At 69.7% G+C, this 25,415-nt stretch carries 24 protein-coding genes and 1 riboswitch; of the genes, 9 read left to right on the top strand and 15 right to left on the bottom strand.

What is annotated here, in order from left to right:
* The first annotated feature begins 84 nt into the window (after positions 1-84).
* The gene (locus BJ972_RS14340; protein WP_129176268.1) at positions 85-699 is read left to right on the top strand and encodes a hypothetical protein; all 615 of its coding nucleotides are present in this window, start codon (positions 85-87) and stop codon (positions 697-699) included.
* Positions 700-848: 149 nt separating this feature from the next.
* Here BJ972_RS14340 and BJ972_RS14345 read toward each other — a convergent pair whose 3' ends face one another.
* Genes BJ972_RS14345 through BJ972_RS14360 form a run of 4 tightly spaced genes read right to left on the bottom strand, consistent with a single transcriptional unit; the run spans position 849 to position 4,695 of the window.
* On the bottom strand, positions 849-1,946 hold the full coding sequence (locus BJ972_RS14345) for a DUF2207 domain-containing protein (protein WP_129176266.1): 1,098 nt from the start codon (positions 1,944-1,946) through the stop codon (positions 849-851).
* A 47-nt stretch (positions 1,947-1,993) separates the two neighbouring features.
* On the bottom strand, positions 1,994-2,257 hold the full coding sequence (locus BJ972_RS14350; protein WP_129176265.1) for a glutaredoxin family protein: 264 nt from the start codon (positions 2,255-2,257) through the stop codon (positions 1,994-1,996).
* A gap of 54 nt (positions 2,258-2,311) precedes the next feature.
* Positions 2,312-3,958 carry a molybdopterin-dependent oxidoreductase gene (locus BJ972_RS14355; RefSeq protein ID WP_179419956.1) on the bottom strand — a complete coding sequence of 549 codons (1,647 nt, stop codon included), beginning with the start codon at positions 3,956-3,958 and terminating at the stop codon, positions 2,312-2,314.
* A gap of 35 nt (positions 3,959-3,993) precedes the next feature.
* Entirely contained in the window at positions 3,994-4,695 is a 702-nt protein-coding gene (locus BJ972_RS14360; protein WP_129176263.1) for an alpha/beta fold hydrolase, read from the bottom strand.
* Positions 4,696-4,811: 116 nt separating this feature from the next.
* Here BJ972_RS14360 and BJ972_RS16995 point away from each other — a divergent pair, with 116 nt between their 5' ends.
* The gene (locus BJ972_RS16995) at positions 4,812-5,741 is read left to right on the top strand and encodes a DUF2510 domain-containing protein (RefSeq protein WP_206736539.1); all 930 of its coding nucleotides are present in this window, start codon (positions 4,812-4,814) and stop codon (positions 5,739-5,741) included.
* Positions 5,742-5,745: 4 nt separating this feature from the next.
* Here the strand turns inward: BJ972_RS16995 and BJ972_RS14370 are convergent, their stop codons facing one another.
* Positions 5,746-6,540: a TspO/MBR family protein gene (locus tag BJ972_RS14370; RefSeq protein WP_129176261.1), complete on the bottom strand. Its 795-nt coding sequence runs from the start codon at positions 6,538-6,540 to the stop codon at positions 5,746-5,748.
* 84 nt (positions 6,541-6,624) lie between these two features.
* Between BJ972_RS14370 and BJ972_RS14375 the strand changes: the two genes are divergently transcribed.
* A complete protein-coding gene (locus tag BJ972_RS14375; RefSeq protein ID WP_129176259.1) occupies positions 6,625-8,133 on the top strand; it encodes an MFS transporter in 1,509 nt (502 codons plus the stop codon).
* Between the two features lie 108 nt (positions 8,134-8,241).
* Here the strand turns inward: BJ972_RS14375 and BJ972_RS14380 are convergent, their stop codons facing one another.
* Positions 8,242-9,996 carry a hypothetical protein gene (locus BJ972_RS14380; protein ID WP_129176257.1) on the bottom strand — a complete coding sequence of 585 codons (1,755 nt, stop codon included), beginning with the start codon at positions 9,994-9,996 and terminating at the stop codon, positions 8,242-8,244.
* Positions 9,997-10,071: 75 nt separating this feature from the next.
* On the bottom strand, positions 10,072-11,127 hold the full coding sequence (locus tag BJ972_RS14385; RefSeq protein ID WP_241830866.1) for an FUSC family protein: 1,056 nt from the start codon (positions 11,125-11,127) through the stop codon (positions 10,072-10,074).
* A gap of 188 nt (positions 11,128-11,315) precedes the next feature.
* On the opposite strand from BJ972_RS14385, the gene BJ972_RS14390 reads away from it, so the two are divergent.
* A complete protein-coding gene (locus tag BJ972_RS14390) occupies positions 11,316-12,056 on the top strand; it encodes a glucose 1-dehydrogenase (protein ID WP_206736538.1) in 741 nt (246 codons plus the stop codon).
* A gap of 10 nt (positions 12,057-12,066) precedes the next feature.
* Complete coding sequence (locus tag BJ972_RS14395) at positions 12,067-12,699, top strand: TetR/AcrR family transcriptional regulator (RefSeq protein ID WP_129176254.1); 633 nt, start codon at positions 12,067-12,069, stop codon at positions 12,697-12,699.
* Here BJ972_RS14395 and BJ972_RS14400 read toward each other — a convergent pair.
* The 6 genes from BJ972_RS14400 to msrB all read right to left on the bottom strand — a co-directional run bounded on the left by BJ972_RS14400 (position 12,665) and on the right by msrB (position 16,290).
* Positions 12,665-14,062, bottom strand: a complete 1,398-nt coding sequence (locus BJ972_RS14400; RefSeq protein WP_129176252.1) for an MFS transporter — start codon at positions 14,060-14,062, stop codon at positions 12,665-12,667. The two genes, BJ972_RS14395 and BJ972_RS14400, sit on opposite strands and share 35 nt — an antisense overlap.
* A riboswitch (TPP riboswitch) is annotated at positions 14,052-14,146 on the bottom strand. (Overlaps the previous gene by 11 nt.)
* Before the next feature lie 20 nt (positions 14,147-14,166).
* A complete protein-coding gene (locus BJ972_RS14405) occupies positions 14,167-14,499 on the bottom strand; it encodes a CHY zinc finger protein (protein WP_241830865.1) in 333 nt (110 codons plus the stop codon).
* 19 nt (positions 14,500-14,518) lie between these two features.
* A complete protein-coding gene (locus BJ972_RS14410) occupies positions 14,519-14,959 on the bottom strand; it encodes a pyridoxamine 5'-phosphate oxidase family protein (protein ID WP_164989968.1) in 441 nt (146 codons plus the stop codon).
* Between the two features lie 77 nt (positions 14,960-15,036).
* Positions 15,037-15,198: a hypothetical protein gene (locus tag BJ972_RS14415; protein ID WP_164989967.1), complete on the bottom strand. Its 162-nt coding sequence runs from the start codon at positions 15,196-15,198 to the stop codon at positions 15,037-15,039.
* 121 nt (positions 15,199-15,319) lie between these two features.
* Complete coding sequence (gene msrA / locus BJ972_RS14420) at positions 15,320-15,838, bottom strand: peptide-methionine (S)-S-oxide reductase MsrA (protein ID WP_129176248.1); 519 nt, start codon at positions 15,836-15,838, stop codon at positions 15,320-15,322.
* Positions 15,835-16,290, bottom strand: coding sequence for a peptide-methionine (R)-S-oxide reductase MsrB (gene msrB, locus BJ972_RS14425; protein WP_129176246.1), 456 nt, complete (start codon positions 16,288-16,290; stop codon positions 15,835-15,837). Before msrB ends, msrA begins: the two co-directional genes overlap by 4 nt.
* A gap of 207 nt (positions 16,291-16,497) precedes the next feature.
* Between msrB and BJ972_RS14430 the strand changes: the two genes are divergently transcribed.
* From BJ972_RS14430 to BJ972_RS14440, 3 genes are all read left to right on the top strand, one after another.
* Positions 16,498-16,821: a DUF4190 domain-containing protein gene (locus BJ972_RS14430; RefSeq protein ID WP_129176244.1), complete on the top strand. Its 324-nt coding sequence runs from the start codon at positions 16,498-16,500 to the stop codon at positions 16,819-16,821.
* Between the two features lie 155 nt (positions 16,822-16,976).
* Entirely contained in the window at positions 16,977-17,921 is a 945-nt protein-coding gene (locus BJ972_RS14435) for a phosphodiesterase (protein WP_129176242.1), read from the top strand.
* Between the two features lie 78 nt (positions 17,922-17,999).
* Positions 18,000-18,626, top strand: coding sequence for a hypothetical protein (locus BJ972_RS14440; protein ID WP_129176240.1), 627 nt, complete (start codon positions 18,000-18,002; stop codon positions 18,624-18,626).
* A 41-nt stretch (positions 18,627-18,667) separates the two neighbouring features.
* On the opposite strand, the gene BJ972_RS14445 is transcribed toward BJ972_RS14440, so the two are convergent.
* Complete coding sequence (locus BJ972_RS14445) at positions 18,668-20,326, bottom strand: stealth family protein (protein WP_129176239.1); 1,659 nt, start codon at positions 20,324-20,326, stop codon at positions 18,668-18,670.
* 370 nt (positions 20,327-20,696) lie between these two features.
* Between BJ972_RS14445 and BJ972_RS14450 the strand changes: the two genes are divergently transcribed.
* Positions 20,697-21,689 carry a G5 domain-containing protein gene (locus BJ972_RS14450; protein WP_241830864.1) on the top strand — a complete coding sequence of 331 codons (993 nt, stop codon included), beginning with the start codon at positions 20,697-20,699 and terminating at the stop codon, positions 21,687-21,689.
* Positions 21,690-21,717: 28 nt separating this feature from the next.
* On the opposite strand, the gene BJ972_RS14455 is transcribed toward BJ972_RS14450, so the two are convergent.
* Positions 21,718-25,230: a TM0106 family RecB-like putative nuclease gene (locus BJ972_RS14455; RefSeq protein ID WP_129176238.1), complete on the bottom strand. Its 3,513-nt coding sequence runs from the start codon at positions 25,228-25,230 to the stop codon at positions 21,718-21,720.
* Between the last annotated feature and the right edge of the window lie 185 nt (positions 25,231-25,415).

Here is a 25,415-nt window from a genome sequence, read left to right on the forward strand (position 1 = left end):
TTCCTCTGAGGCATCTCGGCTGAGACTGGGCAACGCCCGCGAGCACTCGGTTAGGCTCGTACAGGGGTCGATGAAGGAGCACGGATGGCATGGTTTCGCCGACGCGCTGCGTCGCGTCCGCCGCGTATCCCCGCCTTCCTCCGCGCCCTGAAACAGCCGGAGATCGACCCGCTCGAGTCGGCCGCGGAGGGTGTGATGCTCGCCGAGTACGCCGGGGTCATGAGGCTCAAGAACCGCATCATCGTCGCGACCCTGGGTGCGGGAGGCGACTTCTCGCCCGATGCCCACCGCGAGGACGCGCGCGAGGTGCTGCGTGCGCTCGCCGACGAATCACGTCGTGCGTCCGACCGGCTCGTCGCCGAGCGCGAAGCCGCGATGATGCTCCACGGTCGCGGCACGCACCAGCACGACTACCGATCGGGTGACGCGACGAACCTCGAGCTGCGTGAGGAGATCGGCCGCCTCGTCGCGAGCCGACTCGAAGAGAAGTGCAGCGATGACGAGGCGCTTGACGAACTCATCGAGCGCGCTCGCGCGGCGGCGTGGGCCGACGTCGCCGTCGAGATCGAATCGACCCTCGACCGTGAGGTCGCGGCCTCGCGCCGTGACCCCGACTACGAGGCCGAGCGTGACGAGCGCATGCGTCAGGTGCGCATGGTCGACCTGCTGTGGCTGCAGGTCGATCGCCAGCGCACCTGATCTCGACGCTGTCGGGCTGCGCAGCGACCCTCCACCCTGTTCGCAATTCAGGTCGGCGACCGTGTCGAGGTGCCCCGCGCCCTATGGCGAGAGCGACGCGCCGTGTGCGCACCTGAATTGCGAACAGGGAGCGGGCTCGGGGGAAGAGATCAGGGCAGCAGGTCGCCGATGCCGCCGAGCGCGTCGCCGACGACCTCGATGACTCCTCCGCCGACATCCACGAGGTCGCCGAGCGCGCCCGCGAGGTCGGCGAGGTTCGACACCGCGGCGGTGAGCACGATCAGATCGCCCGCGATGTCGAGCGCGGCGAGAGGGATGTCGAGATCGAGCGAGGCGAGCTCGTCGTGGCGCACGCGCAGTTCGGCCATCCACTCGGCGCTCAGCCCGAAGATGAGGGCATAGGGCAGTAAACGCTCGGTGAGCACGAGGCGTTCGAGGGCGGCATCCCCCGCGGTCGACCCGGTCGACGTGGTCGACGCCGTCGACGGCGCGATCCGTTCGGCTCCGCTCGGGCTCTGCAGCATCTTCAGACGGTCGGCCTCGGCGAGGGTCATGTACTGACGCAGACCGTCGAGGTGCTCGCGGTGGGGTTTCGCGGCCTCGGTGAACCGCCGCCACGGCTTCGGATTGACGATGAGCGCCGCGACGACGAGCGCGAGGGATGCCAGCGAGAGGCCGAAAGCCAGCCAGGAGCCCCAACTGATGATGGCGAACACCACGCACGCGATGATGCCGAGCACGCCCAAGGTGCCCACGAGTCGCACGGGCCACGCCGTCGGACGCCGCGCCAGGAAACCGTCGTCGACGAGGATGTCGTCGGTGATGTCGAGCACGTGACGCACGCGACGGCCGAGCGCACGGCGGTCGCTTGAGAAGCGGCGCACCCGGCTCGGAGTGTGATCCGGGCCGAAGAGCGCCTCGAGCACGGCGAGCTCGGCGGCCGAGAAGGTCGCGCCCGGTTCGACCTCGACGGCGACGGGTGATGACTTCGACGGCTCGGCGAGGATGCGGATGCGGCGCGACACCGCGAGCGAGATGATCACCGCGGGGATCGCGGCGGCACGGCGGTCGGCGAGGAGTGCGTCGTGCAGCACGGTCGCTCCGCGCTCGGGCAGGTACTGCACGACGAGCGAGCGCACGCGCTGGTGCGAGGCCCGGCGGGCGGCGATCGCACCCGCGAGGAGTGCGATCGCGGGCACGACGGCGAACACGATGACGAGCGTCGTCAGTACGGACGTGACCAGCATCTGGTCAGCCTAGGCGACGCCGGTCGGCGGGAAGCAGGTGGCGCGGATCAGGCGCCGACGGCGTCGAGCTTCGCCGTGAGTTCGGCGTTCGAGGGCTCGGTGAAGTGCGTGCCATCGGGGAACACGACGACGGGGATGTTCGTGCGGCCGCTGATCGCCTTGGCACGGTCGGCTCCGTCTTCGACCTCGATGAGGTCGATGTAGTCGTAGTCGACGCCGCGGGCGTCGAGCAGCGCCTTCGAGCGGCGGCAGTCGCCGCACCAGTCGGCGCCGAACATCGTGATGCGGTCGAAGGAGGTCTCAGTGCTCATACGAATACCCTAGGCGGGTATCGCTGGGTGATGGCCGGATGTCGCGAGCTCGCGTCATCCGACGGTGATCGAGCGCTCGTCGAGTCCGGTCGCCCCGTCGGGAACGACCGCCGCTCGCTTCGAGGTCTGCACCTCGCCATCGGTGCCCGTCGCCCGCACCCGGAGGCGATGCTCGCCGGCGTCGGCGGCCCAGTCGAAGCGCCACTGCACCCACGTGTCGGCCGAGATCGGGTTCGCGAGCTCGGCGGGCTGCCACTCGCCGTCGTCGACCTGTACGTCGACCGCCGCGATGCCGACGTGCTGGTGCCACGCGACGCCCGCGACGGTCACGGTGCCCGCGGTGACGGGTTGACCGCGTCGCGGCACGTCGATGCGCGACGAGATCTTCACCGGGCCGAGCTCGCCCCAGCCGCGATCGGTCCAGTACGCGGTTGTGTCGCTGAACCGGGTGACCTCGAGGTCGACGACCCACTTCGTGGCCGAGACGTAGCCGTAGAGACCGGGAACGACCATCCGCACGGGGAAGCCGTGCTCGGCGGGCAGCGGCTCGCCGTTCATGCCGACCGCGAGGATGGAGTTGCGATCGTCGGTGAGGGCTTCGATCGGCGTGCTCGCCGTGAATCCGTCGATGCTCGTCGAGAGCACCATGTCGGCTCCCGCCGTCGGCGCTGCCCGAGCGAGCAGTTCGCGGATCGGATAGCCGAGCCACACCGCGTTGCCGATGAGACTGCCGCCGACCTCGTTCGACACGCACGTGAGCGTCGTGATGCTCTCGTCGAGGGGGAGGGCGAGTAGCTCGTCCCACGTGATCGTGACCTCGCGCTCGACGAGTCCGTGGATGCGGAGGCTCCAGTCGGCGGGGTCGATCGCGGGAACGGCGAGCGCCGTGTCGATGCGGTAGAAGTCGGCGTTCGGTGTGATGACGGGAGCGACACCGTCGATGCCGAAGTCGGCACCGGCGGGAACGACGGCGCGCGATCGCGGAGCGGGGAGCTTCAGGGCATCGCGCACCGCCGTCGCGGCGCGGGCTCCGGCCTGCATGGCCGACCCGCCGAGCGCGGCGAGCACGCCGATCGCGGTAGCGGCTCCGGCCCACCCGAGGAAGCGGCGGCGGTCGAGTTGGCCCGCTGCGGCGGGAGAGGTGGGGGCAGGGGCATTCGCTGCGGGTGCGGGAGCGGCCTGCGCAGGCGCGGACGCGGGCACTGCCGGAAGCGCGGGCTCCTCGACCCGCGCGGGCGCGCTCGGCTCCGGGGCAAGCTCGACGGGAAGACGCCGCACGAGCAGCAGGAGCGCCGTGATTCCGGCGATCGCCGCGAGCCCGGAGGGCACGAGCGACAGCGTGCCGGCGTTCGCCCGCGTCATCGCCGCGGCGACACCCGCGAGACCGATGACGGCGATGACGACGCGGCCGAGGGGAGGGCGACGTACCTCGAGCACACCGGCGAGCCCGGCGATGAGAAGCAGGACGAGCCCGATTCCGACGAGCAGGGCGATCTTGTCGGCCGTGCCGAACAGGGCGATCGCGGTCTCTTTCGCCCAGGCGGGGGCGAGATCGATGAGCGCGGAACCGACGACGACGAACGGACTCGACCCCGGTGCGACGATCGCCGCAGCCAGCTCACCGACGCCCGCAGCGAAGGCGACGGCGGCGATGCCGGCGAGCATTGCCCACAGGCTGCTGCGTGTTCGGGGGCGGACCATGCGCACAGCGTACGCGCGCTGACCGTGAGCGGTGCTCAGTCGCGGCTGACGATGCTCAGGATGAGGTCGCCGAGCTCGGCCGGCCGGGTGAACTGCGGCCAGTGGCCCGTCGGCAGGTCGAGCAACTCGACGTCGCTGATGCGCGCGAGCTCGGCGACGTACGGGTGTCCGCCCGCCATCCATTCGGTGAGCAGGGAACTCGGGAACTCGCACGCGATCACCGTGACCGGAACGTCGAATCGTCGCTCGTCGGAGAGGGCCTGCGCGTCGGAGGCGACGCGGGCAGGCTGCGGGATCGACGCGGCTCGCAGCTCGGCTCGCAGCTCGTCGGTGAGATCGACGAGATCTTCATCGGGGAAGATCGACCACTCGGGCAGCGGGATCTCGCCGTCGACGACGGGCAGTTCGTCGTTGATGACTCCGCCATCGGCGAGCGGTCCGCTGTCGACGTAGACGACCCGCGCGACGCTGTCGGGGCGAGCGTCGACGGCACCGTGCGCGATCGCGCCGCCGCCGCTGTGGCCGACGAGTACGACGGGCTCGTCGAACGTATCGATGAGTGCGACGACCGCATCGATGTGATCGCGCAGGGTGATGCCCGAGCGATCGGCATCCACCGATTCGAGCCCGGGAAGCGTCAGCGGGTGAACACGGTGACCGGCGGCGACGAGAGGGGGAGTGACGGCGCTCCACGAGGACGCATCGAGCCAGAAGCCGGGAATGAGGATGATGTCCATGCCGAGAGGGTACGACCGGCCACCGACATCCGCCACCACCGCGGAATCGGCCGCTCGACGGTGCGGCACAATGAACCGACGGTGTTGCAGCAGGCGCCGAGATCTCAGGGGGCGTGATGAGCGGGATTGCCGCGGGCTGGTACGACGACGGACACGGGGCGGTCCGCTACTGGAACGGGGATGCCTGGACCGAGCACGTCGCTCCCGAGCAGCCTGTCGCGCCCGAGGTGGCGCCCGACGAGACATCCGTCGGCCCCGCCGAGGCGACCGTGGCCGCCGAGGCGACTGTTGCCGCCGAGACATCCACGACCCCGGCGGAGTCGGGGTGGGCTCCGATCTCCGAACCCGTCGCGCCCGCTCCCGCGCTCGCGCCCGCCACGCCGGTGTACCCGGCTCCCGACGCCGCAACGAGACTCACCCCGCCCGCACCGCGTCGTCGACGGGTCTGGCCGTGGGTCGTCGGCGGAGTCGCCGCGGTCCTCGTCATCGGCGGCGGAATGGTGGGCGCGGTCGTCGTCGCCATGACCGTGGTCGAGCGCGGCACCGTCGTCGCCGACGGGCTGGGGCTGCCGAGCGACGCTCCGATCTCCAGTGCGACGGCCGATCCGGCGCCGAGCGCGACGGGCGAGCCGATCACGTCGCCCGGGGATCCCGTCCAGCCCTCCTCCCGCATCGGATACGCGAGCGAGGTCGAGCTCACGGGTGACGCGCTCCTCGTCGCCGACGCCTACGACCGCTTCAACTCGGCGCTCTACGGTGCCGAATGCGACGCGCTCTTCGATGCGTCGAGCGATGCGTTCCGCGGCGGCTGGATCGAGACGTGCGACGACCTGCTCGAACAGACGGGCGGGGCCATCTCCGACCCCGGGTTCAGGGCGACGATCATCGCCGTCGGCACCGGACCGTGGCCGGAGATCACCGTCGAAGAGGACTATGAGGGCTTCGGAACCGTGGTCGCCGTCTACGGTGCAGCGGCGGACTACGACGGCATCTGGCGGCTCGACAGCTACTTCGAGAAGTCGAGCCCCGAGAGCCCGGCCGAGTAGAGGCTCACGCCGAGCGCTTCTCCGCGACGACGCGAGCGGCGATGGTCACGATGACGATCGCGGCGACGGCGACGATGGCCGCGACGGCGGTCGCGATCGACTCGGGCGCATCGGTCAGTCGGGCGACCGCGACCCAGGCGAGACCCCAGCAGAGCGACAGCGTGGGGGCGATGCGCCCGCCGAAGCGGATCGCGAGCAGCACGCCCACGAGTCCGGCGACCGCGATGACGATGACCGACCACACCTCGGGAGCGATGCCGAAGCCGTCGAAGCCCGCGGCGACGAGCACGGCCGTGATGTTGGCGGCGGTCGCGATGGTGACCCACCCGAGGTAGAGGCCGATCGTGCCGTCGGTGATGACCGTGTCGACGATGCCCGAGGGCGGGTTGGCGCGCGCGATCATGAACGCGCGCACGAGCACGAAGAGCAGCACGGCGATGATGGGCACGCTGAGCCACAGGAGATCGGCCTGGATGCTGAGGATCCACGCCGCGTTCAGCAGCAGCGAGGCCGCGACCCAGTAGCCGAGCGCCCGGTGTCGCTCCGCGCTCCGCTGCGCGGGGAAGAACTGCCAGACCGCGTACGCGACGAGCCCCAGGTAGATGACCGACCAGATCGAGAACGCGGGTCCGCCGGGGGCGATGAGTGTGGCATCGGCCGCGAGTGCGCCGTTCGAGGCGTTCTGCACGGCTTCACCGCCTGCCGCACCGGAACCGATGAACGATCCGATGATCGCGAGGACGGCGCTGACCGCGACCGTGATCTGGCGGGCCGTGTCGGACCCTCTCGACGTTGCCATGCTGTGCTCCCCTCGTCGCGCGCTGCCCGTCCAGCGTAACCCGGACGGGGGTCGGCGTCGGTGTTCGGGCATATGCTGACGTCGATGAGTGACGCGACCACACCGCCCCCGGCGACACGCAGCATTCCCCTCACGTCGCAGAAGAAGTGGCGCGCGTACTGGGTCTGCGTCGCCGTCGCCTCGCTCACGATCCTCGACCTCTCGAAGGTCAACGTCGCGCTCCCCTCGATCGAGGCCGCGTTCGGCGCGAGTTCGACCGAGCTCCAGCTCATCGTGTCGGGCTACGTGCTCACCTTCGGGCTCACCCTCGTCCCGGCGGGCCGCCTCGGCGACCAGCGCTCGCGCAAGACGTTCTTCATCGTCGGCCTCAGCCTCTTCACCCTCGCGAGCATCGCGTGTGCTCTCGCGCCGAGCGGCACGTTCCTCTTGATCGCCCGCCTCGTGCAGGGCATCGCCGCCGGCATCCAGATGCCGCAGGTCATCGGCCTCATCCAGCAGCTGTTCCAGGGTGCCGAGCGCGGCAAGGCGTTCGGTCTCTTCGGCGCGATGATCGGCATCTCGACGGCCTTCGGCCCGACCCTCGGCGGTCTCCTCATCGCGATCGGCGGGCCGGATGACGGGTGGCGGGGCATCTTCTGGATCAACATCCCGCTCGGGCTCATCGCCCTGGCCCTCGCCATCTGGCTGCTCCCGCAGACGAGCACGCGCTCGACCGCGAAGGTCAGCCTCGACGGCGTCGGCGTGCTCATCTTCGGTGTGACGGTGCTCGCGCTCATGTGGCCGTTCCTCTTCACGACGGGCGCCCCGACCGACGACCCCACGCGCTGGTGGCTCCTCGGCGTGTTCGTCATCGGCGTCGCGGGCTTCATCCTGTGGGAGAGGCGCTACGCGGCATCCGGTCGTCAAGCGCTCGTGCCCCTCGAACTGTTCCGCATCTCGTCGTTCCGCAACGGCACCGTGCTCGCCGCCGTCTACTTCGCGGCCCTGCCGTCGACGTTCCTGCTGACGACCCTGTACCTACAGCAGGGCCTCGGGCTCGAGCCCGTGTTCGCCGGCATGGTGGGCATCGGGTTCGCCCTCGTGAGCGCCGTGGCCTCGTGGCGCGGCGGCATCCTCGTGGCGAAGTACGGCCGCTCGCTCGTCGTCGTCGGCCTCGTGATCGTGCTCGCGGGCGCCGGGCTGCTCGTCGCCGCGGCCGTGCTGACTCCGCCCGAACTGACCCCGTGGGCCATGGCCGCCGCGATGGTGTTCGCCGGGTTCGGCGGCGGCATCGTCATCTCGCCGAACCAGACGCTCACGCTCGCCGACATCCCCGTGCGCGACGGCGGCGTCGCGGGCTCCGTGGGCCAACTCGGCCAGCGCATCGGCACCGCGATCGGCACGGCCATCGCGCTCTCGCTCTTCTACTCGACGCTCTACAACGAGAAGGGCGGCGACAACCTCACGGTGTACCACCACGCCTACGGCTTCGGCATGCTCGCCGTCGCGGGCATGGTCGCCATCGCCCTCCTCGTCGCGGTGCTCGACCTCGGCGCCCGCCGTCACGACGGTCGCACCCCCGCCGACGACGACCTCGCCCAGCCCGGCGCCTGAATCATCGCCTCCCACTGGCCGTGAGAGGGCAGCAGTACGGCTTATGGGGTCGGGTTAGTGCCATCTACTGACCACTCACCGACGGGCGGGCAGGTGGGGCTAGGGATGTCAGTCGGCGAGACGGATGACGCGGACGAAACGCACATCGAGGTCGGAGGCGCCCTCGGCGAGTGAGAGCCGGAACTCCGCGGCCTTGAGGTCAGACCCGAGAGCGCCGACGGGCAGAGCGATCGTCGCCGTCATCCACTCGCCCGAGCCCGAGCCCGAGCCCGAGCCCGAGCCCGAGCCCGAGCGCTCGACGCTCGCCGACGGCCCCGCGGCCGTGTCGATGTGGAACGCGCCCTGACCCTCGTCGAGATACGTGACCTTCACGACGAGCGACTCGTCACCGGCCGCTGCCGCCCACGCCGGGTCGACGCTGAAGACGAAGCCGGTGTCGCCGCCCGTGACATCCGTCGACAGTCCCTCGTAGGCGGTGCCGTTGTCGGGCTCGATCGGAGCTTCGTGCACGTCGGCGTCGCTCCGGTGCGCGACCGATCCGGGCCGGTCGACCTGCACGAGCCAGCGCTCGAGGTTGCGCACGAACGGCCGCGTCGGCCAGGCATCGCTCGCGAGAGACGGGGGAGGGGTGTCGCGCCAGAACTCGTCGGACGCGTCGCGCAGTGCGGCCCACGCGTCGGGCGACGTCGCCGCGGTCTGACCGATCGAGAGGCGCACCCAGTCCCAGTGCTCGGGGTACTCGGTCATGTACGAGGGCTCGGGCACGACGTAGAGCCAGTTCACGCGCAGCTGCAGCACCTTGAGGTTCGACTGCCGCACGGCGTAGTACGGGTCGTCGGTGTCGTACCCGCAGTCGGTGTAGCACTCGTTCTCGGCCGCGACGATGCGCGATCCGTCGTGGATCGGCAGGCTCTCGTCGACGACGAGGTGTCCGTCATCCGTGATCGACGAGCCGTAGGCGGGCGCCTCGCTCAGATGGAAGTTCGAGAGCTCGGTGACGCCGTTGCGGATGCCGAGCCCCGCATCGACGGCGCCCTGCGCGAGCAGGTCGTCGGCCGCGCCGAAGGGTCCGAACGGGTAGTCCTCTCCCGTGAAGACGAGGAGCCCGGCCCGGTCGCCCGCGAGCTCGGCGAGGTCGCTCCACGAGTGCGAGTACCACGCGAGGTACTCGCTCTCGGTGAGGTCGCCGGCCTCGACCGCGTCGTTCACGATGTCGTAGTCGAACTCGGCCCACGTGAAGGCGCCCGGGACGAAGACGAGTCTCAGCCGCGGATCGTCGAGCAGACCGGAGTCGACGAGCAGGGCGCGGTAGGTGTCGAGCAGGTGGCCCCAGACGCAGTCGTTCCAGATCGGCAGGTGGCGCTCGCCGTCGTAGTCGGGGCCGTACGAATCGACGCCGCAGTCGTCGGCGACCCACTCGGGAGCCCACGTCTCACCGCTCGCGAACAGGCGCACCCAGTAGGGGCTGGGATCGGCGAGCTGGTCGTCGAGGCTCTCGAACTCGAGGCCCTGAGCCGCTCCGGTCGACGTGCGATCGAGGGCGCCCGGCTGCGGCTGGATCTGCCGCCAGCTCAGGTCGATCGAGCGCGTGAACACCCGTTCGTCGGGGTCGGCCTCTTCGGAGAAGAAGCCCGAGTTCGCGGCGGGGCGTGCGCTCGCGGGCAGGGTCCAGTCGTCGCCGGGGGCGACGTTCACCCCTGTCGCGCCCGCGTCGACGAACGGCGCATTCGGTCCGTCGGTATCGGCGGTCGGCGTCGCGATCGGCGCCGGTGCGGGCTCGGTCGGCGTCGAGCATGCGGCGAGGCCGAGCGCGAGCAGCACGGCGAGTGCGCCGAGGCGACGGATGGCGGTGGTGCCGGTCATCCGCTCAGTCTGCCAGCCGCGCGTGCGAGGGCGGCGAGCGGATGACGGTGCGAGCGTCACCCGAGTGAACCGTCGTCACATGGCCGGATCGTCGGTGAGGTTCTCGTGGATGCGGCGGAGGTCTTCGATGAGCGCGCCGATGACGACCCAGTTGCCGCCCTTCGGTGCGCTCACGACGAGCGGCGAGGTGAGCGCGGGGATCTCGGACGTCATCGGCTCGGGCTCGTCGACCGCCGGGCGGATGAGGAGGCGCGTATCGTGCGCCGCGCGCCGCAACTGCTCGCCGATCGCGTGCACCTGGGGCTCGACGATGAGCGAGTCGTTCCAGTGGTCGGTGACCGCTCGGGTCATGCCGGCGATCTGCGTGAGCATCGGGTAGAAGCGGGCGAGCAACGCGCGGTACGAGTCGAGCTCGGAGCGGTGCGCCGACCGGCGCGGGTTGAACGTGAGCGAGTCGTAGCCCTCGTCGATCGATCGGCCCGCGGCATCCGCCATCGGCCGTAGCAGCCGGGCCTCGATGAGGAGGGCGTTGAGGTCGGCCGCGGACTGCGGTGTGACGAGCGCGTCGGCGAGCCGGTCGAGGCACGCCGCGATCTCTTCGCCGAGGAGCCCGACGTCGCGCCGGGCGGGCTTCACGAGCACGGGCGGAACGATCGCGGCGTTGATGATGAGGCCGATCGCGGCGCCGATGAGCGTCTCGAGCACGCGGTCGACGGCGTACTCGGGTGACGAGGCGCCGAGCGCGAGCACGAGCATCGCGCTGATCGCGACCTGGTTGCTCGTCGTCGCCGTCATCTTGAGCGCCCACGCGGCGAAGATCGCGATGACGATCGTCACGAGGATGACCCACGCGAAGTCGCCGAACACGATCGCGATGATCGACGCGATGATGACGCCGATCGTCACGCCGAAGCTGCGCTCGAGTGCCTTGCCGAACGACTGGTTGACGCTCGGCTGCACGACGAGGAGCGCGGCGATGGCCGCGAAGACGGGGAGAGGGCCCGGGATCAGCCAGCCCGCGACGAGCCACGCGCCGACGGTCGCGACGGCGGTCTTGGCGACCTGCACGAGGGGCACGCGCTGCGCGGCCTGGATGCGGTCGATCGTGGGAAGGCGGCGGGGGATGCGCACGTCCTCCAGGCTACTCGCGTGCGCGGCGGTCGCTCCGGGTAGCTGAGCAACGCCTCAGAAAGCCCCCACGGAACTAATCGACAGGTGTAGATTTAGAACGACGACGGGGTCGACACCTCATCAGATGCCGACCTCCGCGTCCCCGAAGCGCATCCCCTTCGGGAATCGTCTACGGAAGGGTCGAAATCATGGCACGAGTCAGCGGAAAAGTTGCTCTCATCAGCGGAGGAGCCCGCGGAATGGGCGCCTCGCACGCACGCCTCCTCGTCGAGGAAGGCGCGAAGGTCGTCATCGGCGACATCCTCGACGCCGACGGTGAAGCGCTCGCCGCCGAACTCGGCGACGCCGTGCGTTACGTGCACCTCGACGTGACCGACTACGCGCAGTGGGAGGCCGCGGTCGCCACGGCTGTCGACGCCTTCGGTCGCCTCGACATCGTCGTGAACAACGCGGGCATCGCGAACTTCGCCCCGATCGAGGACTACACGCTCGAGGCGTGGGACCAGATCATCGCGATCAACCTCACGGGCGTCTTCTACGGCATCAAGTCGGCCGTTCCCGCGCTCAAGGAGTCGGGCGCCGGCTCGATCATCAACATCTCGTCGACCGCGGGACTCCAGGGCTATGAGGCGCTGCCCGGCTACAACGCGGCCAAGTTCGGCGTGCGCGGACTCTCGAAGAACGCGGCCCTCGACCTCGGCAAGTACAACATCCGCGTCAACTCCGTGCACCCGGGTGTCATCCGCACCCCGATGACCGATAGCCTCGAGACCCCGCAGAACCACGTCGCCCTGCACCGCGTGGGTGAGCCGATCGAGCTGTCGAACCTCATCCTCTTCCTCGCGAGCGACGAATCGAGCTTCTCGACCGGCGCCGAGTTCGTCGCCGACGGAGGCGAGACCGCGGGACTCTCGCACTACGACAGCTAGGAGACCGATGGTGACGGATGCCGCTCGCCCCGCGCCCGACGGGATCCTGCGTCGCGACGACCCGCGGGTGCGCCGTACGCGCGACGCTCTCGAGGCCGCCCTCGCGACGCTCCTCGAGCGGCATCCGCTCGACACCATCTCGGTCGCCGAGCTCTGCCGAGAAGCCGGCGTGCACCGCACGACGTTCTACGCCCACGCGGGCGGAGTGCACGCGTTCGCCCTCGCGACGTTCAGCCGACAGCTCGACGCGGCCAGCACGGTCGACGTCGAGCTCTCGGCCGAGTCGGTCGAGGGTGTCGCCTCCCGCTACGCCGCGTCGCTCGTCGACCTGCTCGAACTCGTCGTCGCCGAGCGGGCGGGCTATCGGGCGCTGTTCACCTCGACGAGCCGCGGCGTCTTCCGGCTCGCTCTCGACGAGCGCCTCCGCCACCGCGCCCGACTCGCGCTCGAGGTGTGGCACGAACTCGGCGTGACCGGTGCGCCCGCGTCATCCGCCGACCGCGAGGAAGCGGCGGCCTTCATCGCGGGCGGGCTCGTCGGCGCGCTCGAGGCGTGGGCGCTCGGCGACGAGACCGAGACGGATGTCGCGAGCGAACGCATCGGCGCACTCATGCCGCGGTGGTGGCCGGCCTCGACTCTCTGACGGGCGTCTCGCCGGTGCGCGTTTCATCGGCGGCGGTCTCGCCGACGGGTCGTGCGAGGAATGCACCGACGATGCCCGCCCCCGCCCCGACGATCATGAGCGCGGCGATGGGCCACCAGTGCCCGGTCGCCGCGAGCAGCGCCGTCGCGGCAAGAGGTGCGAGTCCGCCGCCGACGATCGCGCCGGCCTCGCGACCGATCGTGATGCCCGAGTAGCGCACGCGCGCCGGGAAGAGCGAGGCGAACCAGCTCGGCTGGATGCCGTCGGCGGCCGTGTTGGCGACGCCGATCGCGAGCACGACGACTCCGACGATGAGCGCCGCGTCGCCCGAGTCGAGCACGAGGAAGAGCGGGGCCGCGAGCAGACCGAGAGCGAGGAGGCCGCCGACGACGAGCCGGATTGCACCGATGCGGTCGCCGATCGCACCCCACACCGGGCAGAGCACCGCGGCGACCGTCGACCCGACGAGGAGTGCGGTGAGCGTGACTCCCGAGTCGAGACCGACCGTCGTGACCGCGTAGCTCAGGCAGAACACCGAGATGACGTAAAAGCTCGTGTTCTGGCCGACGCGCACGAGGAAGACCGCGATGACGTTGCGCGGCCGACGCAGCACGGTCGTGAGTGGTTGCCGTGCGCGTTCGTCGCGGTCGCGCACCGCGAGGAACTCGGGCGACTCGCTCACCCGACGTCGGAGGTAGAGCCCGACGGCGACGAGGGCGATGCTCGCGAGGAACGGCAGTCGCCACCCCCACGAGAGGAGCGCATCATCGTCGAGCGTCGCCGCGAGTACGACGAAGGCGAGGTTGCCGAGCAGCAGGCCGATGTAGACCGAACTCGAGATGAACGCGCCGCGGAAGCCGCGGCGGTCGGGCGAATGCTCGAGCGTCAGGATCACCGCGCCGCTCCACTCGCCGCCCGTCGCCGCACCCTGGGCGAGGCGGAGGATGACGAGGAGGACCGGGGCGACGGGGCCGACCTGATCGTGCGTCGGCAGCAGACCGATGAGGGCTGTCGCGCCACCCATGACGATGAGCGTCGCCACGAGGGTGCGCTGTCGACCGTACCGATCGCCGACGTAGGCGCAGATCAGTCCGCCGATCGGGCGCGCGATGAAGCCCGTTGCGAAGACTGCGAACGACAGGAGCATGCCCGCGACCGGATCGTCGCCGGGGAAGAACAGCGTCGGGAAGACGAGCGCCGCGGCGAGTCCGTAGAGGAAGAAGTCGTACCACTCGAGCATCGTGCCGAGCGTCGCCGCGGCGAGCGCCCGTCGGGGTTCTCGGGCGGGTGGTGGTGCTGTCGGCGATGCATCCGTCTGTGCATCGGCATGGTGGGCAGGGTCGATCGATAGACGTGCGCGCACGCGACATCCCTTCGCTAGTCCGAACTAGATCAGGTTCGACGGGTGTGATCTCAGCCGCGCAGTGCGGCACCCCGTGTCACTCGTGGCGAGTCTAGCCAGTCGGGTCAGTCAGCGAAGTAGAGGTGCGCGTGCAGGGAGCACGCGGGATTCCAGCCCGCGCCGCACCGCGGGCAGGCCGCGTCGTCGGCGAGGGCGCGCTGGTAGACGTCGGTGCTGAGCTCTGAACCGCACGCTCCGCAGAGGATGCCCGGCTCGTCGCGGCGATCGCGCGGCCGCACGATGACGGCATGGCCGGCGCTCTCGTCGTGGCACTCGAAGCACGGGTAGTACGTGTCGCAGCACACGAACTTGATCGCGACGACGTCGAGCGGTGTCGCGTAGTGGGCGCACCGCGTCTCGTCGTCGACCGTGCGACCGAGCACGACCGGCCGGGTCACGGGCGACTCACCAGGGGAGTCACCAGGCGATGAGGTGCGTCGGCTCGAGCACGATGACGCTCGAGTACTTCTCCGACATGGTCTCGGCGGTGAGCTTCAGTTCGGCGAGACCGTGCTCGTACTTCGCGCCGTACCGGTCGCCGATCTCGGCGAGCCACTCGCTCGCCGAGCGCTCTGAGATGCGGGCCACACCCTGCAGCACCGTCAGCTGCTCGTGGTCGTCGCCGGCCTCGAGGTGGGCGAGCGCGTGCTCGTTCTCGCGCAGGTTCTTGACCTTCGCGGTCGCCGGCTCGGAGAAGATCACGACGGCGCCGTCGTGCCACAGGAACCAGACGGGCACGGCGTGCGGAAATCCGTTGCGCCCGATCGTCGTGATCCAGATGATCTGCTCGCTCTCGAGGCGTGCGAGTGAACGCGCGTGGACGTCGTTCGCGGTGTCCCAGGTGAATCGCTCGGTCATGATCTCCCCATCTCCGCCGGCTCGTGCGCGGCTCATCCCACGCTAGCCGGGGCGGCTGGCACTCGGCTCATGCCCGTCTATCGCGAAGCGACGGCGAAGAGGAGCAGCCCGACCAGGACTCCGAGCAGCGTGACGGGCACGGTGCGCACGACGATGTTGGTGAGGAGCGCGCGGCGGCGGAGACCGCGGTCGTCGACGCGCGGCGGTGGCTCGACGACGTCATCGCGCAACAGGGGCATGCGCACGATCATAACTGTAAGCGTTTGCATGTCACGACACGCGATCGGGTGTCATCCGTCACCGTGCCCGCCGCACGACGAACGCCCGGCCGACGGATCGACCGGGCGTTCGTGGGTGAGACTAGGCGGTTGCCGCCGCGCGCTTCGGCAGCACCCAGCCGGGACGCACGAAGTGGCACGTGTAGCCGTTCGGGTACTTCTCGAGGTAGTCCTGGTGCTCGGGCTCGGCCTCCCAGAACGGACCGGCGGGCTCGATCTCGGTGGCGACCGGGCCGGGCCAGATGCCCGACGCGTCGACGTCGGCGATGGTGTCGCGTGCGATCGACTCCTGCTCGGGCGACTGCGGGAAGATCGCCGAGCGGTAGCTCGTGCCGATGTCGTTCCCCTGACGGTTCTTCGTCGACGGGTCGTGCACCTGGAAGAAGAACTCCAGCACGTCGCGGTATCTCGTCTGGCTCGGGTCGAAGACGATCTCGATCGCCTCGGCGTGCGAGCCGTGGTTGCGGTACGTCGCGTTCGGCACGTCGCCGCCCGTGTAGCCCACGCGGGTCGACAACACTCCCGGGCGCTTGCGGATCAGGTCCTGCATGCCCCAGAAGCATCCGCCCGCGAGGATGGCGGTCTCGGTCTGATTCGTCATGATGTCTCCTTCTCGAACAATGAACGATAGTCGCCGTAACCCGCATCTTCGAGGTCGGCGAGGGGTACGAACCGCAGGGCGGCGGAATTGATGCAGTAGCGGAGGCCTCCGGTATCCGTCGGCCCGTCGTCGAAGACGTGACCCAGGTGGCTGTCGGCTCCCGCCGACCGTACCTCGACGCGCTTCATCCAGAGGGTGCGATCGACCTTTTCCGTCACGGCCGCGTCGTCGACGGGGCGCGTGAAGCTCGGCCAGCCCGAGCGGCTGTCGTACTTGTGCACCGAGGCGAAGAGCGGCTGGCCCGAGACGACGTCGACGTAGAGGCCGGGCTCCTTGTTGTCCCAGTAGGCGTTACGGAACGCCGGTTCGGTCGCGTCGTCTTGCGTGACCTTGCGCTGCAGAGGGGTGAGGCGGCTGAGCGCCTCGGGGGTCGTGCGGTAGAGCTTCTCCACGATGATCCTCCTTCCGGACGCCGACGGCTTCGACGCCCGAGCCCGAAACCTCTCGAGGGGGTTTCGCGGCTACAGGAGAGAGAACGCCCCGGCGCGGCGGCCTGTTCCGTGAGACAACGCCTCGGGGCTGTGGGTTTGCTGGGAGCGGCTGCTAGCGTAACGATCGATCGCGGTGCGCCGGCCCGCGCGAGACGGGGGAGCCTCGCCATGACCAACCCACAGCCCTACTACTACGCTCAGCCGGCCCCGCCCGTCGAGCCCAAGGGCCTCAGCATCACGGGCTTCGTGCTCGGCATCGTGTCGCTCTTCTTCGGATTCACGTTCCTGATGCCGATCGCCGGCCTCATCTTCTCGATCGTCGGCCTGAAGAAAGAGCCGGCCGCCAAGGCCTTCTCCATCACGGGCATCGTCGTGAACGCCGTCGCACTCGTCAGCTGGCTCTTCGTCGTCATCCTCTTCGTCATCATCGGCGGAAGCATCTTCGCGGTGCTCCTCGGCGTCGCCGCGACCAATCCGTCGTACAACTACTGATCCCCGGCGCCGTGTCACCCGTTCGGGGAGGGGTGGATCACGGCTCGATATCCATTGGCGAAGCGCCGTATTCACCGACCGTTCAGACACGCGTGCTGCGATAGATTCACCGCGACGCCCAACGAAGCGCGTCATCCATGACGATGGGATGAATCGTGAACAGCCGCACGGCCGAGTACCCGCGACCCGGCCACTTCCTGCTCCACATCAGTGACACCCACCTGCTCGCCGGCGGCCGCGGACTCTACGACCGGGTCTCGAGCGAGACCCACCTGCGCACGCTTTTCGATGAGTTCGAGGCCTCGGGCGCTCGCCCCGACGCGATCGTCTTCACGGGCGATCTCGCCGACAAGGGTGAGGCCGACGCCTACGCGCGAATCCGCCGCATCGTCGAACCCGTCGCCGAGAACCTCGGCGCGCAGGTCATCTGGGTCATGGGCAATCACGACGACCGCCGGTCGTTCCGCACCGAGCTCTTCGGTGAGGTCGTTCCGTCGGATCGCTCCGTCGATCGCGTCTACGACGTCGCCGGTCTCCGCGTCATCACCCTCGACTCGACCGTTCCCGGCCACCACTACGGCGAGATCTCGAGCGACCAGCTCGACTGGCTCGCCGAAGAGCTGTCGACGGATGCCGAGCACGGCACGATCCTCGCGATGCACCACCCACCCGTGCCGAGCGTGCTCGACCTCGCGGTGAGCGTCGAACTGCGCGACCAGGCCGGCCTCGCCGAGGTCGTCGAAGGCAGCGACATCCGCTCGATCATCGCCGGTCACCTGCACTACTCGTCGACCGCGACGTTCGCGGGCGTGCCCGTGTCGGTCGCTAGCGCCACGTGCTACACGCAAGACCTCAACGTGCCGGTCGGAGGCACGCGTGGTCGCGACGGAGCCCGCGCCTTCAACCTCATCCACGTGTACCCGTCGACGGTGCTGCACTCGGTCGTGCCGCTCGGCGAGTTCCCCGCGCTCGAGTACATCGACCCGTCCGAGAGCGCCCGCCGCCTCGCGAACGCCGGATTCACCATCACGGATGCCGCGCGCCGGCCTCGCGTGCCCGAAACGCCTCTGCTCGCACCGCTCACCGGCGCGAGCGTCTGAGGCGCGGCCCGGCGATCGTCGGGCGCGAGCCTCGAAGCGGGGCTTGAGTGCGTGCGCTGGCTCCGCGACGATGAGGGGATGAAGCGAGCTCTCGTCATCGCCGTCGCCGCCGCGTCACTCGTGCTTGCGGGGTGCTCGGCCGGGCCGTCTCCTCAACCTCCTGCTCCGACGGACCCGGCTCCCGCCGAACAGCTCTTCACCGTCAGCGGCACCCTGATCGACGATCCGCGAACGGCGACGGGGCTCGACGATCGACCTGCAGGGGCACGGATCTGCTGGTTCGTTATGCAGTCCTACCCGCCTCAATGCGGCAGTGGCGTCGAAGTTGCAGGCCTCCACTGGGACGAGGTCGATGACGCTGAAGTCTCGCTCGCCGAGGGCGGAGTCGTGCGCTGGGCTGAGGTCACCCTGGTGGGTACGTTCGACGGCGAGCGGATTTCGCTCACCGAGCAGCCGGGGGCGCCCGCCGAGTACACGTCGGCCGACGTGGTCGAGTACCCGGCGGGGCCGCTCGAGCCTGCTGAGTTGGCGCGAATCCAGCAGGAGATCACCGTCGACGTCTCTCCGCCGATGTCTGGTCAGGGTGACGGCTACGTCACCGTGGGCGTGGTCTACGACGAGGGTGGTGAGCTGCAGCAGCGGCTCGACGAGACCTACGGCGTCGGTGCGGTGTACGTCGGGTCGTTTCTCACGCCCGTGACGTGAACCGCGCCTCCCGAGACATTCGCTCGCGGCCGGCTCGGAACTCAGGAGGCCGGTTGCGCCTCGCCCGTCGAGGGAGCGTCGACACCGACATCCGCCCCCTTCTCCCACGGAGCGGGGAAGGGGAAGTACTGCTCGAGGAAGTCGGTGACCGCGGCGGTGCGCCGCTCGACCGAGATCTCGGGAACCGAGCCGTCGTTCAAACAGAACATGTCGTAGTCGCGGCGGCTGAGGAGCTTGTCCATCGCGGGGAGCGCGCGGCGCAGGGTCGTCTCGACGTACTGCACGCGGGCATCCGTCTGGGTGACGGCCGAGCCGGTCATGAGGCCGTAGTAGTGGTACAGCGAGTTCGTCACCGAGATGTCGGTCGCCGAGCGGAACGGGCTCGCCGCCGTGCGGCGGAACTCCTCGGGGAACTCGGCTTCGAGCTTCTTCATGACCGACCGGCGGAGCGGCGTCGCGCAGTGCTCGAGGTTGCGCGTCGTCACCTTGCCGAAGCGCTCGCGCAGCAGTGCACGGTTGACGCGAGCGGCGTTCTCGAATCCGCTGCGGCCCGGGTGCGAGTCGCCGAGGCCGATGCGCGTGTGCGACTCGATGAAGCGCGTGATGCCGCCCGGTGAGAAGAACAGCTCGGGGCGCACCGGACGACCGAAGAACATGTCGTCGTTCGAGTAGAGGAAGTGCTCGCTGAGGCCCTCGATGTTGTGCAGCTGGCTCTCGACGGCGTGCGAGTTGTGGGTCGGCAGCGTGCTCGTGTCGGCGAAGAACTCCTCGCTCCTCACGATCGTGACGCGCGGGTGGTCGGCGAGCCAGTGCGGTGCGGGCGAGTCGGTCGCGATGAAGACGCGACGGATCCACGGGGCGAAGAGGTACACGCTGCGCAGCGCGTACTTGAGCTCGTCGATCTGGCGGTAGCGCGCCTCGGAGTCGTCGCCGTCGCCGACGACGTAGCTCTGCATGCGCTTCGCGCGCTCGCGCACGAAGTCGTCGCTCGAGCCGTCGACCCACGAGAAGACGAGGTCGATGTCGAAGTCGACGTCGCTCGCGTGCGGCTCGAACATGTGCACGAGGGTGCGCCACGTCGTGCCGAAGAGCTCGATCTCGTCTTCGACGGCCTCGTGCCGCGGCAGCGTCGTGCGCATGAGCGCATTCGGCAGCGGAGTCGTGATGTTCTCCTCGCCGAAACGCCACAGTTCGAGCTGCACACCCGTGCGCTTGCCGTAGCGCAGACGCCCGAGCGGCTCGAGTCGCGGACGGTAGAGACGGAAGACGGTGGCCTTGCGGTGAGCCGAGAGCTCGCCGTCGGCGAGGAGCACGGGAGCGGTCGCACGAGCCTTCGTCGGCTCGATCGGCACGGAGTAGAAGGGCTCATCGGCGAACGCTTCGGCGAACGCCGCGGCGAGGCGCTTACGATCTGCGCGATCGACCGCGAGCACCGGGCGGTCGTCCATCGAGCGAACCAGGATGTAACCGATCTCCGCCGCATCGAGCACCGCGCGAATCGCCAGCAGGTCGGCGACCATCGACTCCTGCGGCATGAGATGCCCGCTACGCAGTGCGTACTCGCCTCCATGCAGAACGACGTCGTCGCGATCGAACCGAGCGCGACCTCCCGAGACGACGACGAGCTCGGGGGTGATGGGGGCGGTGAACGGGGTTGTGCTCAGCGGGTGCTCCTGGGGTGAGAGAAGGGGATGATTCATTGTGTGCCGCTCGGGGGTGCGGGGCAAGCGCGCGAGGGGGCTTGACAGCAGCGATCGTGCGTGGAGCGCGGACTCCGTGCCGAAATCGTGAGGCCCGGCGGCATCGGCGGGATGATTTCGTGCACTGGTACGAGGCGAATCGAGCATACGCCTCCCACCTGACCGCGGCGTGCGCATGTGGGCCCGCGCCGGTGGAGTGCCGTTCGCGTGGCGGAGTGCCTCTCGAACGGCACTCGTGCGCGCGGACGGCACTCCGGTGCGGGGTCTGCGACCCCCGAAGTCGGGCTGGTGGCCGGTAGAGCGCTCTCATAGCGTGTGGATGCCGGTCGGGAGCCCATCTCATCGGCATACCCGAACAATGGAGTACTCCATGGCGACGCCACCACCCGGTTGGTACACCGATCCCGACGTTCCTCTGGCCTGGCGCTGGTGGACCGGCTCTGAATGGCTTCCGAGCGGTGCGTTCCCGGAGCCGCCGAGCGGTCAGCCGTCAGCGGCATCGATCCCGCTCGGCACCGCCGCCGAGGCGCCACCGGCTGCTCGGCCGCTCCGCCCCGGCCTGCGACCGATCGTGCTCGCCGTCATCGGTCTCGTCGCGGTGATCCTTGCTGCGTCGGGAAGCTGGAAGTCACTTCTCGTTCTCGGCGGCGGAGCCGCTGTGGTTCTCTCCGCGATCGCCCTGTCGCGCAGCGGGCGCATGCCGCTGATCGGAACCGTCACTCAGAAGGTCGCCCTGTTGGCTCTCGCCGGCGGCGTCGTGGTCTTCTCGGTCGGGGCTGTGATCCCCTCGCCGCCACCCGTCGACGCGGCGTCGGGTGTGGTCGGCTTCGTGGATGCCGGGTCGAGTTCGTCACCCCGGGCGACGAGCTCAGCCAAGCCGACGCCGTCGAAGACGCCGAAGCCGAGTCCGACGCCGCGCGATGTGGTCACCTACGAAGACGTCGTCGAGGCCCTGCCGTTCACGTCATCGACGATCGAGGATCCGAACTCCGACGTCGGAGTCGTCTTCGTGCACACGGCCGGAGCTGCGGGATCGCAGACGCACCGCTACAAGATCACGACCCGCGCCGGTGCCGAGATCTCCCGGGAGATCGTCACGACGACGGTCACCGTCCAGCCGGTCGCCGAGGTCATCGCTCACGGTTCGCGGGTACCGCCGCCCCCGCCGCCCCCTGTCGAAGCCGCGCCCGCCGACTCCGGCTGCCACTCGAGCTACGCCGACGTCTGCGTGCCCATCGACTCTGATGTCGATTGCGCCGGCGGCAGCGGCAATGGTCCGTCGTATGTATCGGGCCCGCTGCGGGTCGTCGGCTACGACGAGTACGACCTCGACCGCGATGGCGACGGGATCGCCTGCGACTGATCCTGCACACGCGTCGAGCGCGACGGAGTCAGTCGCGCTCGACGAGGTGGATGAAGGCGCTCAGTTCGGCGACGCCGCGCGGTGTGGCCGGGAGGTACTCGGTGAGAGCGGGCGAGTAGACGAGGTAGGCCGCCCACTTGGCGCGGGAGACGGCGACGTTGAGGCGGTTCTTCATGAGCAGGAACTCCATGCCGCGGGGCACGTCGGACGACGAGGATGCCGCGAGCGAGACGATCGCGATCGCCGCTTCCTGGCCCTGGAACTTGTCGACCGTGCCGACGCGTACTCCGTCGTGGCCGGCCGAGTCGACGACGTCGCGCACGAGTGCGAGCTGCGCGTTGTACGGCGTGACGACGATGATGTCGCTCGCTTCGAGCGGGCGCGGCGCTTCGCCTTCGGCGCTCACCCACTCTCGGCCGAGCAGCGACTCGACGAGCCCGAGCACGGCGTGCGCCTCCTCGGGCGACTCGGTCGCGTTGCCGGCGTGCTCGACGGGCACGGCGTACACGCCCGCGGCGACACCGTCGAGTGAGCGACCCGACGCTGTGGCGTGCGAGTGCAGCTGCCCCTCGTACGACAGCTTCGACACGGCCTGCGCGACGGCGGGGTGCATGCGACGGCTCTCGGCGAGGAAGTAGCCGAGCTCGGGCGGCAGCACGTCGTGGCCGTGCGCGATCCAGCCGAGAGCCGAGGTGTCGACGGGCTCGGGGTGCGTGCCCTGGCTGACCTGCGGAAGCTGCTGCGGATCGCCGAGGAGGAGCAGATTGCGGGCCGAAACGCTCGCGGCGATCGTCGACGCGAGCGAGAACTGCCCCGCCTCATCGATCACGAGCAGGTCGAGCGAACGCCGTCGCACGCGAGCGGGGTTCGCGAAGTCCCACGCGGTGCCGCCGATGACGAAACCCGACGGATTCTCGGCCGCGAAGGCCAAGTGACCGTTGCGCGGCAGCGGGGTGAACGGCGTCTCGACGGCTGCCGCGTCTTTCGGCACCTTGCCGACGAGGCGTGCGGGAAGACCCGCGGAGACGACGGCGGAGAGCAGGTTCTCGACGACGGCGTGCGACTGCGCGACGACGCCGATGCGCCAGCCGAATTCGGTGACGAGACGCGCGATGACATGCGATCCGAGATAGGTCTTGCCGGTGCCGGGAGGCCCTTGCACGGCGAGGTACGAACCGTCGAGGCCGCGCAGGCTCTCGACGACAGCAGCCTGCACGTCGCCGTCGACAGCGGGCACGAGACCGGTGCCGCGCGGCGGTCGGCGCCGCAGCAGATCGACCATCGGGTCGGCGGGCCACGAGCGCGGCGCGGGTCGCCCCTCGGAATCGGGCAGAAGCAACTCCTCGCCCACCCAGCCGTCGACGATCGCGCGCGCCCAGGCCTCGATGGCGGGCTTCTGCTCGCCCGGCGGGGGAGGCGGTGACGGCGTGATGGCACTCGGAACGAGCCGGTGCGGCGCGGCATCGGAAGGCAGAGTCTCTTCGACGATGACCGAGCCGTCATCGCCGACACTCACGATGCGGATGGCCCGTGCCGATCGCGAGCCCGCGTCAGCGCGGAGATCGGCGTACGGCCCGGGGAACTCGTAGACGAGGAACGGCCCGGTGCGGTCGGACGGAGCAGGCTTCGACCCGGGAGCCCACTCACCCGTCAGGAGGAGCTCGCGGCGATCGGTGCGCTGCCGGCCCTCGCGGTACCAATCGCGCATGACCCGGGCCGACTCGACGCGGAAGACGTCACGGGTGTCGGTCCACTCGTCGAGGGGTTCGACGAGTCGCGAGAAGTGACCCCACCAGAACGACTTGTGCTCGCGCTGGTGGTAGTCGATCGCGGCGGCGGCGAGGGCTGCGGCCGTCTGGTCGTCGGTGCGCTCCGGGTCGAGCGGGTCGCCCGCGTAGCGCGCGAGTTCGCGGGCGAGCGGCGACGGCTCGACAGGGTCACGCGGATCGTCGTCGGGCGCCCCACGTAGAGCGACTCCGCGCGACGACGCCTGCTCGAGCAACCAGTCGCGGAGGCCGAGCGTCGACTCGCAGTCGTAGCGGTTGTAGTCGGCGATCTCGTCGAGCACGCGCTGGCCGCCGACCGCGTCGCCGCTCGCGGTGAGCGACCGTGCGAGCACGTACTCCGTGATCGAGTCGCCGGCGTTCGTCACCTCGCCCGCGCGAGCGGCGGGCATGTAGAGCGGCTCGAGCTTCTTGATCGAGTACGAGGCGCTGCCGACGCGCAGCGCCTTACGCACGAGGGGGTAGAGGTCGACGAGTGCATGCTCGCGCAGGAGCTCATCGACCTCGTGCTCGCCGACGCCATGACGCGCGGCGATCGACAGCAGGTGAGTGCGTTCGTAGCTCGCGTAGTGGTAGATATGCATTCCGGGGAATATGGCCCGGCGCGCGGCGATGTAAGCGAGGAACTGCTCGAGCGCGACGCGCTCCTCGGCGAAGTCGTGCGCCCACCACGCACGGAAGGTTCCATCGGATTCGATGAGGCCGAAGAGGTAATCGAGACCCCACCGCATTCCGTCGCCCTCGGTGTAGAGCGGATCGCCCTCGAAATCGAAGAAGACGTCGCCCGGGTCGGGCTGTGGAAGCACGGCGAGGGCGCTCGGCGAGAACACCTCGACGGGCGGGGGAGAACCCGCGGGCAGCGCGCTGGCCTCGACCTGCAGGCGCGCCTGTGCCGCGAGACCGGCGAGCGTCGAGCCGCCGATTCCGGCGACCGAGACGCTGCCGTCGAGCTCGGCGAGATCGTCGATCGAACGGATGCCGGCGGCGATCAGTCGCTCGCGCTGCAGCACACGCATTCCGGCGACGAGCAGCACGTCGCGGTGCGTTTCGATCTCGCTCGAGCACGTCGCACACTGGCCGCACACGGTGTAGCGATCGTCACCCCACGCGACCGCCGCGCCGCTCACACCACCCTCGCCGTCGCGCTCGTCGACGATCGCCCGCAAGCGACGCCACCGCTTGCGGAAGACGGGCATGATGTCATCCACCGCGTGCCGGCTCACGCTGCCGTCGCCGAGCAGCAGCTCGACCTCGTCGGCCACGGGGATGCCGAGCTTCTCGAGCTGATCGACGTACGCGGCGAGCTGCAGCAGCGCGGTGACGCGCGCGCGACGGGCGAGCTTCGTGTCTTGCACGAGGTAGCGGCCGTCGTCGCCGAGCACGATGAAGTCGGCGTAGCCGAGGAAGCCGCCGTCGAAGAACGTCGCCTGGAACACGACGGGCGTGCGCGCCTCGAACGCCTCACGCGTCGTCTCGGCCGCCGCGCGCAGCCCCTCGTCGGTGAGCGTCGCGCGCTCGAACTCGACGACGTTCGCCTCGCGTCGGTACTGGTCGAGGACGCGTGCCTCGTGCTCGTCGCCGAGGGCGGCGGTGCGCGCGAGCATGTCGTCGACGGGGTCGGGAACGGCCTCGCCGCGGCGACGCCTCGCATCGAGCTTCCGCAGGAACGCGAACTCGCACTTCGAGGCGTTCGTGAGGTCGCTCGCACTCAGGATGACCCGATCGCCCGACCCATCGCCGTTCTCGAGGATGAACATTCCGCCCCTTCCGCTCCTCGTCGAGACTATGTGCTCGCGCCGACACCGGTACTTGACGGCCCGACGCGACCGCCCCTAGTGTGGCCAGGCTGCGCACTTCCGCGCGGCACCCCGGAGTGAAGGAAGGACGACGTGATGTATCTGCAGACCGATCCGTCGTTCCTGATCGAGCGTGAACAGCTCAA

This window comes from Agromyces atrinae, assembly GCF_013407835.1.
GTDB lineage: Bacteria > Actinomycetota > Actinomycetes > Actinomycetales > Microbacteriaceae > Agromyces > Agromyces atrinae.

What these genes read in the sequence shown, in the direction of transcription:
- BJ972_RS14415 (WP_164989967.1), bottom strand. Translation starts at nt 15,198, where the DNA reads ATGCCCCTGTTGCGCGATGACGTCGTCGAGCCACCGCCGCGCGTCGAC.
- BJ972_RS14380 (WP_129176257.1), bottom strand. Translation starts at nt 9,996, where the DNA reads ATGACCGGCACCACCGCCATCCGTCGCCTCGGCGCACTCGCCGTGCTG.
- BJ972_RS14445 (WP_129176239.1), bottom strand. Translation starts at nt 20,326, where the DNA reads ATGAATCATCCCCTTCTCTCACCCCAGGAGCACCCGCTGAGCACAACC.
- BJ972_RS14360 (WP_129176263.1), bottom strand. Translation starts at nt 4,695, where the DNA reads ATGGACATCATCCTCATTCCCGGCTTCTGGCTCGATGCGTCCTCGTGG.
- BJ972_RS16995 (WP_206736539.1), top strand. Translation starts at nt 4,812, where the DNA reads ATGAGCGGGATTGCCGCGGGCTGGTACGACGACGGACACGGGGCGGTC.
- BJ972_RS14440 (WP_129176240.1), top strand. Translation starts at nt 18,000, where the DNA reads ATGAAGCGAGCTCTCGTCATCGCCGTCGCCGCCGCGTCACTCGTGCTT.
- BJ972_RS14355 (WP_179419956.1), bottom strand. Translation starts at nt 3,958, where the DNA reads ATGGTCCGCCCCCGAACACGCAGCAGCCTGTGGGCAATGCTCGCCGGC.
- BJ972_RS14345 (WP_129176266.1), bottom strand. Translation starts at nt 1,946, where the DNA reads ATGCTGGTCACGTCCGTACTGACGACGCTCGTCATCGTGTTCGCCGTC.
- BJ972_RS14350 (WP_129176265.1), bottom strand. Translation starts at nt 2,257, where the DNA reads ATGAGCACTGAGACCTCCTTCGACCGCATCACGATGTTCGGCGCCGAC.
- BJ972_RS14455 (WP_129176238.1), bottom strand. Translation starts at nt 25,230, where the DNA reads ATGTTCATCCTCGAGAACGGCGATGGGTCGGGCGATCGGGTCATCCTG.
- BJ972_RS14370 (WP_129176261.1), bottom strand. Translation starts at nt 6,540, where the DNA reads ATGGCAACGTCGAGAGGGTCCGACACGGCCCGCCAGATCACGGTCGCG.
- BJ972_RS14410 (WP_164989968.1), bottom strand. Translation starts at nt 14,959, where the DNA reads ATGACCGAGCGATTCACCTGGGACACCGCGAACGACGTCCACGCGCGT.
- BJ972_RS14375 (WP_129176259.1), top strand. Translation starts at nt 6,625, where the DNA reads ATGAGTGACGCGACCACACCGCCCCCGGCGACACGCAGCATTCCCCTC.
- BJ972_RS14450 (WP_241830864.1), top strand. Translation starts at nt 20,697, where the DNA reads ATGGCGACGCCACCACCCGGTTGGTACACCGATCCCGACGTTCCTCTG.
- BJ972_RS14340 (WP_129176268.1), top strand. Translation starts at nt 85, where the DNA reads ATGGCATGGTTTCGCCGACGCGCTGCGTCGCGTCCGCCGCGTATCCCC.
- BJ972_RS14390 (WP_206736538.1), top strand. Translation starts at nt 11,316, where the DNA reads ATGGCACGAGTCAGCGGAAAAGTTGCTCTCATCAGCGGAGGAGCCCGC.
- BJ972_RS14430 (WP_129176244.1), top strand. Translation starts at nt 16,498, where the DNA reads ATGACCAACCCACAGCCCTACTACTACGCTCAGCCGGCCCCGCCCGTC.
- msrA (WP_129176248.1), bottom strand. Translation starts at nt 15,838, where the DNA reads ATGACGAATCAGACCGAGACCGCCATCCTCGCGGGCGGATGCTTCTGG.